We start from the raw sequence: 13,310 nt of genomic DNA, 5'->3' as shown, positions 1-13,310 counted from the left end.
CACTCCAGTTTCGACGGACGACGATGCGTCGCCGACCAGACTTCCCGGCACTCCGTTGGTCAACTTACTCCCGAGGTGGGCGCGGCGCCAGTACCGCGTGGCGCGGCGCTCAGCCCTCGGTCGTCTCCAGGGCCGCGGCCTCCTCCGCCTTGCGGTAGCGGCGATTGCGCAGCCCGAGCACGATGGCGGCCAGCAGGGCCGCGATGACGGATGCCGAGAGCACCGCCACCTTGCCGTGGTCGTAGTGCGCGCTGCCCTCGCCGAAGCTGAGCTCCACGATGAGCAGGGAGACCGTGAATCCGATGCCGGCGAGCACGCCGACGCCGGCGATGTCGATCCACCGCAGCGACGGATCGAGATTGATGCGTCGGATGCGGGTGATGAGCCATGTGGCGGCGGTGATGCCGATCGGCTTGCCCAGGACGAGGCCGATGACCACACCGATCAGCACGGGATCCCTGAGCGCCGATGCGAACCCTTCGGGCCCGCCGATCGCGACGCCGGCCGAGAAGAACGCGAACACCGGCACGGCGAATCCGGCGGACAGCGGGCGGAAGCGGTGTTCGAAGATCTCGGCCAGGCCGGGGCCGGCGTCCTCGGAGCGGTCGGCCTTCTTGTGCAGCACCGGGATCGTGAAGCCGAGCAGGACGCCGGCGATCGTCGCATGGATGCCGGAGGCGTGCATCAGCGCCCACGCGAGGAAACCGAGCGGCAGCAGAATCAGCCAGGCGGCGCCAGGGCGCACGTGGAACAGCTGGCGGAAGCGCTGTGCGATCGCGCCGTAGACCACGATCGTGAGGAGCGCGAGCAGCAGCGGCACGTACTCGATCGACTCGGTGTAGAAGATCGCGATGATGCCGATCGCGATGAGGTCGTCGACGACGGCGAGCGTCAGCAGGAAGATCCGCAGGGCGCTCGGCAGATGCGAGCCGATGATCGCGAGCACCGCGACCGCGAAGGCGATGTCCGTCGCGGTCGGAATCGCCCAGCCCTGCGCCTCGGTGGTGGAGACTCCGACGACCGAGACGTACAGGACCGCGGGAACCGCGACCCCTCCGATGGCGGCGACGATCGGCACGATCGCCGTGCTGGGGGAGCGCAGATCGCCGGCGACGAACTCGCGCTTGAGCTCGAGGCCGACGAGGAAGAAGAAGATGGCCAGCAGCCCGTCGGCCGCCCACGCGCCCAACGACAGCTCCAGATGCCACGGCTCGTAGCCGATCTCGAAGTCGCGGATCGCGAAGTAGGATTCCGCCCACGGGGAATTCGCCCAGATCAGGGCGATCGCGGCGAAGGCGACCAGCAGGATGCCGCCGACGGTCTCCTTGCGGAGGATCTCGGTGACGCGGATCGATTCCGCTCTGGATGCCGAGGGGAAGATGTTGCGGATGCGAGCGGGAGTGCGCGACATGGGCGCCTTTCGGGTCGATGACGGGGCCGTCGACCAGGCTTCCCGACTCTCCGCAGCCCAGTCTACCCGGGGCGGTGCGCTCAGCGCAGTTGCGCGAAGCGCTCGACCTCTCGGGTCGGACCGACCACCAGGACGACGTCGCCGGCACCGAGGACGGTGTCGGCCTGTGCGTTGCGCCAGTCGCCGTCCGCGCTGCGGTACGCGGCGATCGTGACGCCGTGCGTGTTGCGGACGGCGCCCTCCGTGAGCGTGATGCCGTGCAGGAAATGCGGGGCGACGGTCTTGACGACCGCGTAGCCCTTGTCGATCTCGAGGTAGTCGGCCGCGGCGCCGCGGACGAGGTGCGCGACGCGGCGTCCCATGTCCTTCTCGGGATAGACGACCTTGTGCACGCCGAGCTGCTCGAGCACCGCGCCGTGCTGCTCGTCGACCGCCTTCGCCCAGATCACAGGCACGTTCAGCTGCAGCAGCAGGGATGCCGTGAGGATCGATGCGGTGATGTCGCTGCCGATCGCGACGACGACCCGGTCGAAGTCCCCGATCGCGAGCTGCTCCAGCACGTCCAATCGGGTCGAGTCAGCCCGCACCACCTGGGTCAGGGCGCCGTTGAGCGACTGCACGACGGACTCGTCTGCGTCCACGCCGAGGACATCCGTGCCGGAGTCCATCAGCTCGAGGGCGAGAGACGTTCCGAAGCGGCCGAGGCCGATGACGGCCACGGAGTCCGCCTCGGCGATGCGGCGGGCATCCTGTCCGAAGGAGAGAAACCTGGTCATGTGCGATCCTTTCGAGTCCGTGCGCCGGCGTCAGCCGATAGCGGGACGTTCCTTGGGAAGTTCGTAGGCGGTCGCCCGCTCTCGCAGGGCGAGGGCGGAGCCGAGGGTCAGCGGCCCGATCCGGCCGAGGAACATGAGCGCCACGAGGATGAGCTGTCCGGCGACGGGGAGCCCCGCAGTGATGCCCGTGGACATCCCGACGGTGCCGAACGCGGAGACGACCTCGAACAGCACCTGATCGAGATCGAGGTCCGTGATCGCGAGGATCGCGATGACCCCTGCCATGATGGCGCCGATCGCCACGATGACGACGGTGATCGCCTCGCGGTGGACGGCGCGCGAGAGACGCTTGCCGAACACGTTCACGGCCGTGCCGCCTCGGAGTTCGGTGAGGACGATGAAGAAGAGCACGGCGAAGGTCGTGACCTTGATGCCGCCGGCCGTGCCGGCGGGCCCGCCGCCGATGAACATCAGCACGTCCGTGCCGAGCCAGGTCTCGTCGTACATCTGCGCGACGTCGAGCGAGTTGAAGCCGGCGGTGCGGGCCTGGACGGCGTGGAAGAAGGCGGCCAGGATCCGGGATGCCGGGTCGAGACCGCCGAGAGTCGCAGGATTGTCCCATTCCATGACCACGACGTACACCGTGCCGAGCACCAGCAGGGTGATCGTCGCCCACAGCACGATGCGGGTGTTCATCGTCCAGTGCAGCGGACGGCGGAGCTCCTTGCGCAGCTGTCGCAGCACAGGGAAGCCGAGGCCTCCGAGGATGATGGCTGCGCAGATGGGGAGGCAGATCCACGGGTCGGACACGAACCCCATGAGGCTGTCGGTGTACAGGGCGAACCCGGCGTTGTTGAACGACGAGACGGCGTGGAAGACGGCGTGCCAGATCGCCTTGCCCAGGTCGTACTCGTACGCCGTGAGGAAGCGGACGAACAGCAGCGCCGCGACGATGAGCTCGATCGTCAGGGTCGTCAGCAGGATGCCGGTGGCGACGCGCTTGACGTCCCCGCTGCTGGTCGTCTTCGTCTCCGTTCCGGCGATGACCCGCGAGCGCACAGACAGCTTGCGCGCCAGCGCGAGACCGATGAGCGACGCGAACAGCATGATGCCGAGCCCGCCGAGCTGGATGAGCAGCAGGATCACGACCTTGCCGAATCCGCTCCAGTACGTCGCGGTGTCGACGGTGATGAGGCCGGTGACGCACACGGCCGAGGTCGAGGTGAACAGCGCGTCGACGAATCCGGTCCAGGTGCCCTTCGCCGACGAGATCGGCAGCATCAGCAGCAGGGTGCCGACGGCGATCGCCGTGCCGAAGCCGGTCGCGATCGCCTGCGCAGGGGCGAGGTGCCGCAGCTTCCGCCGGTGAGGGCGCTGAGCGATGCCGGTGTGAACCACAAGAGGGCACACTACGCGATCCTTACGGCCCCGATCGGCGTCCTAACGGGATCCATACGGGAGGATCTGAACCCCGCCGTCACACCAGGTCGGCGACCAGCGCCTGTATGCGTCCGCGGATCTCGTCGCGGATCGGACGCACCGACTCGATGCCCTGACCGGCCGGGTCGTCGAGCTTCCAATCCTCGTAGCGCTTGCCGGGGAAGAACGGGCACGCGTCGCCGCATCCCATCGTGATCACGACATCCGACGCCTGCACGGCCTCGGTGGTGAGGATCTTGGGGGCCTCGGCGGTGATGTCGATGCCGAGCTCGGCCATGGCCTCGACGGCGATCGGGTTGATCTGATCGGCCGGCATGGATCCGGCCGAGCGCACCTCGACGCGGTCGCCGGCGATGTCGCGCAGGAACCCGGCGGCCATCTGGGAGCGTCCGGCGTTGTGCACGCACACGAAGAGGACGGAGGGCTTGGTGGTGGTTTCGGTCATCATTTCTCCTGATCGAAGGGAAGGGGTCAGTCTGTGAGATCGTCGACGAGGGCGCGCACCCGGTCCGCGATGTCGTCGCGGATGGCGGCGACGCCTTCGGCGGAGGCGAGCGCCGGATCTCCGACGGCCCAGTCGTCGTAGCGGACGCCGGGGATGATCGGGCAGACGTCGCCGCATCCCATCGTGATGACGACGTCCGCGGCGCGGACGGCATCGTCGGTGAGCGGCTTGGGGAAGCGCTCGGCCGCGAGCTCACCCTCGATCTCCGCGAGGATCGAGCGCACGTGCGGGTGGATGACGTCCGCGGGGCTGGACCCTGCGGAACGCGCGACCACCCTTCCGCCGGCCATCCGATTCACCAGCGCTGCGGCGAGCTGCGACCGCCCGGCGTTCGCGACGCACACGAACAGCACCTGCGGCACCGACGCGTCGCGGTCGCGGGTGAGGTCCGCCAGACGCTGACGAGCGAAGCGCTCGGTCAGCGGGACGAGTGCGGAGTGCACCCGCGCGGTGCGGGCGAGCGACGTGTACGACTCGCGGACAATCGTGAGGACGATGTTCGAATCGAGGTCCGGGACCTCGACGGAGAGCTCGTTCGCCAGGCGCGTGATCCGCGCGTCGTAATCGGGAGGACCGGAGTCTTCACCGGCGTCGCTCCATGGTGCCACGGTCGCAGGTGCGAACGAGTCCAGAAGTGCGGTGACCGCACCACGACGGTTCGGGTTGATCTTGTACCAGACCCAGGTCCCCCGGCGCTCCGATGTCAGCACGTCGACGTCCTTGAGCACCTTGAGGTGATGCGAGACGGTCGGCTGCGAGACCTCGGCGAGTTCGGCGAGATCGCACACGCACGACTCGCCTCGGGGGTCGGAGGCGATGGCCGACAGCATCCGCAGTCGCAGTGGATCCGACAGGGCCTTCAGCGTGGAGGCGACGGATGCCGCGGCATCCGCACCGATGGCATGGGTGGTGACGGGGCTGCAGGTGTCCTCGACGGTCAGCGCGACGTTCATCTCGGCATCCTCTCTGCGGTGTACGGATCGGTGTGGAACCAGCGCCTCGCCGTCCAGAGCGAGACGTAGACGAGCCCGACGAGCACGGGCACCTCGATGAGGGGACCGACGACGCCGGCCAGCGCCTCACCAGAGGTCGCGCCGAACGTTCCGATCGCGACGGCGATCGCGAGCTCGAAGTTGTTGCCCGCGGCGGTGAACGCCAGTGTCGTTGAGCGCGCGTAGCCGAGCCCGAGCGCCCTGCCGGTCAGGAGTCCGGCGAACCACATGATGGCGAAGTAGGCCAGCAGCGGCACCGCGATGCGGACCACATCCCACGGGTGCTGCGCGATCTGGTCTCCCTGCAGTGCGAACAGCAGCACGATCGTGAACAGCAGGCCGTACAGTGCCCACGGTCCGACACGGGGGAGGAAGGCCTCCTCGTACCATTCGCGACCCTTGCGGCGCTCGCCAAGGTAGCGCGAGGCGAATCCCGCGACCAGAGGGATGCCGAGAAAGATCAGCACGTTGAGGGCGATCTGCCAGACCGAGATCTCGAGCCCCTGAGTATCCAGGCCCAGCCAGCCGGGGAGGACCGTGAGGTAGAACCAGCCGAGCAGCGAGAACGCGATCACCTGGAAGACGGAGTTGATCGCGACGAGCACCGCCGCGGCCTCCCGGTCGCCGCACGCGAGGTCGTTCCAGATGACGACCATGGCGATGCAGCGTGCGAGTCCGACGATGATGAGCCCGGTGCGGTACTCGGGCAGGTCTGGCAGGAACGTCCACGCGAGCGTGAACATCAGCGCTGGTCCGACGAGCCAGTTCAGCACCAGCGACGAGATAAGGAGTCTCTTGTCGCCGGCGACGGCGGCGACCTTGTCGTAGCGGACCTTCGCGAGCACCGGATACATCATCACGAGCAGCCCGATGGCGATCGGGATCGAGATACCGCCGATCTCGAGGGCGGCCAGGAGCGCCGAGAGCCCGGGGACGAAGCGGGCCAGCAGGAGACCGGCGACCATCGCCAGTCCGATCCACAGCGGCAGCCAGCGGTCGAGCGTCGACAGCTTCCTGGTCGCTGGTGCGGCGGGTACGGTGGTGGTCACGCGGGCCTCCTGTATCGATCTGCCTCTATATTGACAGATCTCGATACAGGTGACAAGCGCGGTCGGCCCGGCGGCGAGGTCAGGACAGCATGCCCAGCAGGGGGCGCCCCTCGGTCTGCAACGACGGGGTTGCAGGTGCGGCACAGCATCCGCCATCGCCGAAGTCGCCGGCGCCGCCGCACACGCCCGTTTTGGGCAGGACGAGTTCGCTGCGGGCGGCCGCCTCGTGGTCGCCCGCGAGGTGCGCCGCGATGCTGCGCACCTGCTCGTATCCCGTCAACGCGAGGAAGGTCGGCGCGCGTCCGTAGGACTTCACCCCGGTGATGAACAAGCCCTGCTCGGGCTGGGCGAGCTCGCGCGCGCCGGTCGCCGAGACGGATCCGCAGGAGTGGATGTCGGGATCGATCTCGGAGGCGATTCCGGCGACCGCCTCCAGTGCGGGGTCGAGATCGATGCGCAGTTCCCGCAGCATCTGCGTGTCGGGGCGGAAACCGGTGAGCGCGAACACGTGCGACACCTCTGCGACGTCGCGCCCGTCCTCGCCGACGATCGTCAGGCCGTTGCCGACTGCGCGGAACTCGGCGACGCGGAATCCGGTCACCAGGTTCACGAGACCCTCGTCGACCATGGTGCGGGCGCGGGAGCCGAGTGCCGCGCGCTCCGGAAGCTCGTCTGCGGCCCCGCCGCCGAAGACGTTCGTCGCGCTGCCGCGGCGCAGCAGCCATGTGACGCGAGTGCCCGGTGACCGCCTGGCCAGTTCGCCCAGCCGGAGCACGGCGTGCGCCGCGGAGTGGCCGGCGCCGACGACCGCGACGTGGGCGCCGGCGAACTCGGACACGTCGTCGGGGATGCGGTACGAGATCCGCTCGGATGCCGCGGCCTCACCGAGTGCGGGGAAGCCATCGGCGCCAGCGGGACTCGGGAGGCTCCACGTGCCGCTCGCGTCGATCACAGCCCGGGCGATCAGTCGGCTCTCGCTGCCGTCGGTGTGACGGATGTGCAACACGAACGGCTGGCTGCGGCGGCCGCCGTCGACGACCTTGTCGCGACCCTGACGCGAGATTCCGGTCACGGTCGCGCCGTAGGCGATGTGCTCGCCGAGAGCATCGGCGAGCGGCGCGAGGTATTCGCTCACCCACTCGGCGCCGGTCGGATAGCCCGAGGCCGGTGCGCTCCAACCGGTCGGTTCGAGCAGGCGCCGTGCCGCGGCATCCGTCAGCTCTGGCCATGCCGAGAACAGGCGGACGTGACCCCACTCGGAGACGGCGGCGGCCGGTGTGCTCCCGCGTTCGATGACCGTGACGAGGATGCCTCGCTCGGTCAGGTGTGCGGCGGCGGCGAGGCCCTGCGGGCCTGCTCCGACGATGGCGACGGGCAACTCGGACATCACATCTCCTCGGATCGAGAAACGTCAATATGACGACTGTCGCGCACCTATCGAAGAATGTCAATACGTGGCAGACTGGGGGTATGACGCTCCCCGTGACGATCGAAGCCGGCACTTGCTGCATGCCGCGCGTCGCCGATGTGCTGTCGGTCGACGAGGCGACGGAGGTCGCTCGCGTCTTCAAGGCGCTGGGCGACCCCACGCGTGTGCGCCTGCTGTCGCTGATCGCCGCGGGCGACGGCGGCGAGGCGTGCATCTGCGATCTGATCGAGCCCGTCGGCCTGTCGCAGGGGACGGTCTCGCACCACATGAAACTGCTCGCCGACGCCGGCCTCGTGACCAGGGAGCAACGTGGCAGATGGGCCTACTTCCGGCTCGTTCAGCCCGCACTGGATGCCGCGGCCGACGCGTTGCGCGCCTGAGCCGCGCCTCCTCAGCGCCGCTTCACCGGCAGATCGATCGGGCCCGTCACCGACAGCTCGTCCTCCCAGCACTGGATGCCGGTGACCTCCGGCATCCTGGCTCTGGTGAAGACGGGGTCCAAGCCGGCCTTTCGCTGCTGCGAATAGTCCTTCAAGAGCTTGAAGGCGACGCCGGAGAGCAGAGCGATGGCCACGAGGTTCACGAGCGCCATCAGCCCCATGATGCCGTCGGCGGTGTTCCAGATGAGGTCGGCGGAGGCGATCGAGCCGACGAAGATCACGACGACGACGAGGGAACGATACGTGGTGAGTGCGGTGCGACTCGTCGTGATGAACTCGATGTTCGATTCGCCGTAGTAGTAGTTGCCGAGGATCGAACTGAACGCGAGCAGGAAGATGATGATGCTCAGCAGCACGTTCGACCAGGAGCCGAGGTTGCTGACGATCGCGTTCTGGGTGAGCTCGATGCCCTTCTGTGCATTCGCGAGGTCCGGAGTCGAGACGAGGATGATGAACGCCGTGATCGAGCACACCAGGAACGTGTCGAAGTAGACGCCGAGCGTCTGCACGAGACCCTGCTTGACCGGGTGAGTGACCGCCGCGGTCGCACCTGCGTTCGGGGCCGAGCCGAGACCGGCCTCGTTCGAGAACATGCCGCGCTTCACGCCGGTCATGATGATGATGCCCAGCGTGGCGCCGACCACTTCGTTGAATCCGAAGGCCGTCGTGTAGATCGACGCGAACACCTCGGGAAGGCGCTCGATGTTCATGCCGACGATGATGAGCCCGACGAGCAGGTAGAGCAGCGCCATCGCCGGGACGACGGCCTGCGTCACGCTCGCGATGCGGCGGACGCCGCCGAACACGACGAGTGCGGTGAGGACGGCGAGGGCGATGCCGACGACCCAGGGGATCCAGTCGACCTCGCCGCCGAAGCTCGACGACACCGTCGCGCTGATCGTGTTGGCCTGCAGGGAGCTGAAGGCGAAAGGGAAGCACACGATGAGGATGACGGCGAACAGGATGCCCATCCATCGTGCCTTCAGCCCGTGCTGCATGTAGTACGCCGGGCCGCCGCGGAAGCCGTCCTTGTCGCGCACCTTGTACGTCTGCCCGAGTGTCGACTCGATGAAGCTCGACGCGCCGCCGACGAAGGCCATGGTCCACATCCAGAAGATGGCACCGGGGCCGCCGACCGCGATCGCGGTGCCGACGCCTGCGATGTTGCCGACGCCGACGCGCGACGCCGCCGAGATCGTGAACGCCTGGAACGCCGAGACCGACTGGGGTTCGCCGTTCTCGTCGCGCGGGGTCCTGTCGGTGAGCGTCCGGAACATCTCCGGGATCATCCGGAACTGCACGACGCCGGAGCGCAGCGTGAAGTAGACGCCGAGGACGACGAGGACGGGGAGCACGATCCAGGTCCAGAGCTTGTCGCCGGCATCGAGCACGAAATCGTTGAGCGCGTCCATCGGCCCAGTATGGCGGCCCGGGTGCCGCAGTCACCAGAGCCCGTGCCGGAACCGCGGATGTCGAGGCGAACGCCGCGCGTCAGATCCGAGCGGTCGTCCCCCGGACGATCAGCTCGTACGGCAGTTCGCCGTGGGATGCCGTGGGGGCGGCATCCTCGAGCTTGGCGAGCACGGCGGAGGCCGCGAGCTCGCCCTGGCCGATCGGGAACTGATCGACGGTCGTCAGACGGAAGAATTCGCCGAGCTCGTGACCGTCGATGCCGACGATCGAGAGGTCGCCCGGCACGCGGAACCCCAGGTCGCGGGCGGCCAGGAGGGCTCCGATCGCCATCTCATCGGATGCTGCGAACACCGCCGTCGGGCGAGGACCGGGGCGTCCGAGCAGCTGCTTGGCGGCGCGGTACCCGCCCTCGACCGTGAAGTCGGCGGGCTCCAGGTAGGCCGGGTTCAGGGGGATGCCGGCATCCGCCAGCGCCTTCTCGAACCCCTGCCGGCGCTGGGTGGGGATGTGGAAGTCGAGGTCGAACTCCGGGTTGGCGCCGATGTGCGCGATGTCGGTGTGCCCGAGGCTCAGCAGGTGCCGGGTCGCGAGCTCCGCGACCGCGACGTCGTCGACCGTGAGCGTGTCCAGACGAGGGTTGGGTCCGCCGATGGCGATGACGGGCAGGCCGAGGGCGAGCAGCTGGCTGGTCTCATCCTCGTCGAGCTCGATCGAGACAGCGATGATCGCGTCGACGCGCTGGCGGCGCAGCGCCGTCGCGAAGACCTCTCGACGCACGTCGCGGTCGGCGGTGATGTTGTAGAGCGTGATGTCGTACCCGTGCCGCATGAGGGCGCTGGAGACGCCGGACAGCACGGTGCTGAAGAACCAGCGGTCCAGGAACGGCACGACCACGCCGACGTTGCGGGTGCGCCCCGAGGCCAGCGACGACGCGCGGGAGGACACGACGTAACCGAGCTTGTTCGCCGCCGACAGCACGCGCTCGCGGGATGCGGCGGAGACGTGGCCGCGGCCGCTCAGTGCGCGCGAGACCGTGGCCGTGGAGACTCCGGCCAGCTTGGCGACCTCATCGATGCTCGTCATCGTGCATTCTCTCGTTCTGTGTCGCGAGACCTGCCCTGCAGGGTGAGACGGACGTCGTATGAGTACGTCTCACCCCGCAGGAAAAGTTCCACGGGTGGTTCTGGCGCGGGCCGGTCAGGACGCGGTGTACCAGGCGGCGGTGTCGGCTGGGAGGGCAGTGCCCGTGAACGGCTGGCTGCGCACCAGGAACTTCGCATTCGCCGGGAGCTCGACCGGAGCAGTGCCGAGGTTCGCCGCGACGTGAATGTCGCCGCGGCGGAAGGCCACGGCATCCGCCCCGAGATCCTCCCAGACCAGAGTTCCCGAACCCAGGTCGTGCTCGCGGCGCAGACGCAGCAGCTGCTTGTACAGCGCGAGCGTCGACGTCGGGTCGTTCTCCTCGGTGGAGCGGGCGTAGGCGGCCCACTCGGCGGGCTGCGGGAGCCACGACGCACCGGTGTCGTTGAAGCCGAACGCGGGGGCGCCGGCCTCCCACGGCAGCGGCACGCGGCATCCGTCGCGGCCGTAGCGCTTGCCCTCGGTGCGGAACCAGGTGGGGTCCTGACGGAACTCGTCGGGGATCTCCATCGCCTCCGGCAGGCCGAGCTCCTCGCCCTGGTACAGGTAGGACGAGCCGGGCAGCGACAGCATGAGCGTGGTCGCTGCACGGCCGCGTGCCAGTCCGATCGCGGTGTCCGGCTTGTTCGGGGTCAGCGGGCCGATGCCCTCGCCCTGCGGGTTGTCATCCGTGAACGCGAGGCGGGTCGCGTGGCGGACGACGTCGTGGTTCGAGAGCACCCAGGTGCTGGGGGCGCCGACCTTGCCGAACTCCTCGAGGGACTCTCGGATCACGGAGCCGAGAGCTTTCGCATCCCACGGGGTCATCAGGTACGGGAAGTTGAAGGTCTGGTGCATCTCATCAGGGCGCACCCAGAGCGCGGTCTTCTTCAGCGTCGGCAGCCAGGCCTCGCCGCACAGTGCGCGGTCGCCGTCGTACTCCGCGAGGACCTGGTGCCAGTCGCGATAGATGTCGTGGACCTCGTCCTGGCCCCAGTACGGCACGTTCTCCTCGCCGCCGCCCATCGAGTCGGCGTCAGCGACCGGCGCGTAGTCGGGCAGGCCGGCTTCCTTGGCCATGCCGTGCGCGACGTCAACGCGGAAGCCGTCGACGCCGCGGTCCAGCCAGAAGCGCAGGATGGAGCGGAACTCCTCCTTGACCTCTTCATTGGTCCAGTCGAAGTCCGGCTGGGTGGGGTCGAAGATGTGCAGATACCACTGACCGGGCGTGCCGTCCGGCTCGGTGATGCGCTCCCACATGCCGCCGCCGAAGACGCTCTCCCAGTTGTTCGGGGGCAGTTCGCCGTTCTCGCCCCGTCCGTCGCGGAAGACGTAGCGGGCGCGCTCCGGGCTTCCTGGGGCGGCCTTGAGCGCCGCCTGGAACCAGGCGTGCTGGTCGGACGAGTGGTTGGGGACGAGGTCGACGATGACCCGGATGCCGCGGGCGTGCGCCTCGGCGAGCATGGTGTCGAAGTCGGCGAGCGTGCCGAAGATCGGGTCCACATCGCGGTAGTCGGCGACGTCGTACCCGGCATCCTTCTGCGGGGACGTCATGAACGGGCTCAACCAGATGGCGTCGATGCCGAGTTCCTTGAGCGACTCCAGACGGCTCGTGATGCCGGGGAGGTCGCCGATGCCGTCGCCGGAGGCGTCCGCGAAGGACCGCGGGTAGATCTGATAGATCACGGCGCTGCGCCACCACTCGGCACCGGGTGCGGCGGACTGTTCAAGCTGAGTCATGCGATGAGCCTACTGCAAGCGCTTACAGTTTCGCGAGCGTCGACGGCGACGCCGGATGATCAGGCGCCGCGGACGATGTTGATGGGAGGCTTGCCCGCCAGCATACGCTCGATCTGCGTGCGCACGACCCGGGCGATGCGCGGGTGCATCGCATCAGAGGATCCGCCGACGTGCGGCGCGATCAGGATGCCGGGCAGGCTCCACAGCGGGTGACCGTCCGGGAGCGGCTCCGGGTCGACGACGTCGATCGCCGCGCGGATGCGCCCGCGGCGCGCGTGATCCACCAGTGCGTCGGTGTCGACGAGCGCGCCACGGCCGACGTTCACGACGAGCGCGCCGTCCGGCAGGGCGGACAGTGCGGCGTCGTCGATGAGGTGGCGTGTCTCGGGGGTGTAGGGGAGTCCGAGGATGACGATCTCGGCCTGCGGCAGCAGCACGGACAGCTCGTCGATCGCGTGCACGTCGACCGAGCCGAGGCGGTCGTGCTCGACCGTTCGGGCGCTCCGCGCCACGACCGTGAGGTCCACCTCGAAGCCGACCAGACGCTCGGCGACCGCCTGGCCGACGCCGCCGAATCCGATCAGCAGCACCCGGCGATCGGCGAGACCGGGCGACCACAGCCGCTCCCAGGTGCCGCGGTCCTGCGAGCGGACGAAATCGGGGATGTGCCGTTGCGCGGCGAGCGCGAGCGCGAGCGCCTGCTCGCCGGTCGCCGTCTCGTGCACGGTCGCGGCGTTCGCGAAGCGCACGCCGGCGGGGATCCTGTCGATGACGCTCTCGTAGCCGATCATCTGTCCCTGCAGCAGGTCGACGTCGACGCCGTCCAACGTCTTGAGGGCCTCAGCCGTGTCCATGTACGGCGGCACGACGATGTCGAGGTGCTCGCGCGGAGCCGGTGACTGCATGTCCCACACCAGGACCTCGACCCCGTCGGGAAGAGGACCGACGTCGGACGCGAGACGGGCGGTGGGAACGGTGACGACGAGACTCACCCCT

General features: G+C 68.6%; 12 protein-coding genes. 1 reads left to right on the top strand and 11 read right to left on the bottom strand.

What is annotated here, in order from left to right; all coding sequences use genetic code 11:
- Nucleotides 1-109: 109 nt before the first annotated feature.
- The 7 genes from nhaA to ACI7YT_RS17140 all read right to left on the bottom strand — a co-directional run bounded on the left by nhaA (nt 110) and on the right by ACI7YT_RS17140 (nt 7,560).
- Entirely contained in the window at nt 110-1,411 is a 1,302-nt protein-coding gene (gene nhaA / locus ACI7YT_RS17170; protein ID WP_406247235.1) for a Na+/H+ antiporter NhaA, read from the bottom strand.
- A gap of 80 nt (nt 1,412-1,491) precedes the next feature.
- Entirely contained in the window at nt 1,492-2,187 is a 696-nt protein-coding gene (locus ACI7YT_RS17165; RefSeq protein ID WP_406247233.1) for a potassium channel family protein, read from the bottom strand.
- 30 nt (nt 2,188-2,217) lie between these two features.
- Entirely contained in the window at nt 2,218-3,585 is a 1,368-nt protein-coding gene (locus ACI7YT_RS17160) for a TrkH family potassium uptake protein (protein ID WP_406247231.1), read from the bottom strand.
- Nucleotides 3,586-3,664: 79 nt separating this feature from the next.
- Entirely contained in the window at nt 3,665-4,072 is a 408-nt protein-coding gene (locus tag ACI7YT_RS17155; RefSeq protein WP_406247229.1) for an arsenate reductase ArsC, read from the bottom strand.
- Nucleotides 4,073-4,098: 26 nt separating this feature from the next.
- Nucleotides 4,099-5,085: a metalloregulator ArsR/SmtB family transcription factor gene (locus ACI7YT_RS17150; protein WP_406247227.1), complete on the bottom strand. Its 987-nt coding sequence runs from the start codon at nt 5,083-5,085 to the stop codon at nt 4,099-4,101.
- Nucleotides 5,082-6,134, bottom strand: coding sequence for an ACR3 family arsenite efflux transporter (gene arsB / locus ACI7YT_RS17145; protein WP_406250618.1), 1,053 nt, complete (start codon nt 6,132-6,134; stop codon nt 5,082-5,084). Before arsB ends, ACI7YT_RS17150 begins: the two co-directional genes overlap by 4 nt.
- A 118-nt stretch (nt 6,135-6,252) precedes the next feature.
- The gene (locus tag ACI7YT_RS17140; RefSeq protein ID WP_406247226.1) at nt 6,253-7,560 is read right to left on the bottom strand and encodes an NAD(P)-binding domain-containing protein; all 1,308 of its coding nucleotides are present in this window, start codon (nt 7,558-7,560) and stop codon (nt 6,253-6,255) included.
- Between the two features lie 83 nt (nt 7,561-7,643).
- On the opposite strand from ACI7YT_RS17140, the gene ACI7YT_RS17135 reads away from it, so the two are divergent.
- Nucleotides 7,644-7,982, top strand: a complete 339-nt coding sequence (locus ACI7YT_RS17135) for an ArsR/SmtB family transcription factor (protein WP_406247225.1) — start codon at nt 7,644-7,646, stop codon at nt 7,980-7,982.
- 11 nt (nt 7,983-7,993) lie between these two features.
- Here the strand turns inward: ACI7YT_RS17135 and ACI7YT_RS17130 are convergent, their stop codons facing one another.
- From ACI7YT_RS17130 to ACI7YT_RS17115, 4 genes are all read right to left on the bottom strand, one after another.
- On the bottom strand, nt 7,994-9,454 hold the full coding sequence (locus ACI7YT_RS17130; RefSeq protein ID WP_406247223.1) for an alanine/glycine:cation symporter family protein: 1,461 nt from the start codon (nt 9,452-9,454) through the stop codon (nt 7,994-7,996).
- A gap of 79 nt (nt 9,455-9,533) precedes the next feature.
- A complete protein-coding gene (locus tag ACI7YT_RS17125) occupies nt 9,534-10,538 on the bottom strand; it encodes a LacI family DNA-binding transcriptional regulator (RefSeq protein WP_406247221.1) in 1,005 nt (334 codons plus the stop codon).
- Between the two features lie 114 nt (nt 10,539-10,652).
- Entirely contained in the window at nt 10,653-12,314 is a 1,662-nt protein-coding gene (locus tag ACI7YT_RS17120; RefSeq protein WP_406247219.1) for a glycoside hydrolase family 13 protein, read from the bottom strand.
- A 59-nt stretch (nt 12,315-12,373) separates the two neighbouring features.
- Complete coding sequence (locus tag ACI7YT_RS17115; RefSeq protein WP_406247217.1) at nt 12,374-13,306, bottom strand: 2-hydroxyacid dehydrogenase; 933 nt, start codon at nt 13,304-13,306, stop codon at nt 12,374-12,376.
- Nucleotides 13,307-13,310: the final 4 nt, after the last annotated feature.

The organism is Microbacterium sp. M (assembly GCF_045181065.1).
Lineage (GTDB): Bacteria > Actinomycetota > Actinomycetes > Actinomycetales > Microbacteriaceae > Microbacterium.
The sequence above is the reverse complement of the archived record's forward strand: the minus strand, read 5'-3'. Positions and strand labels throughout refer to the sequence as shown.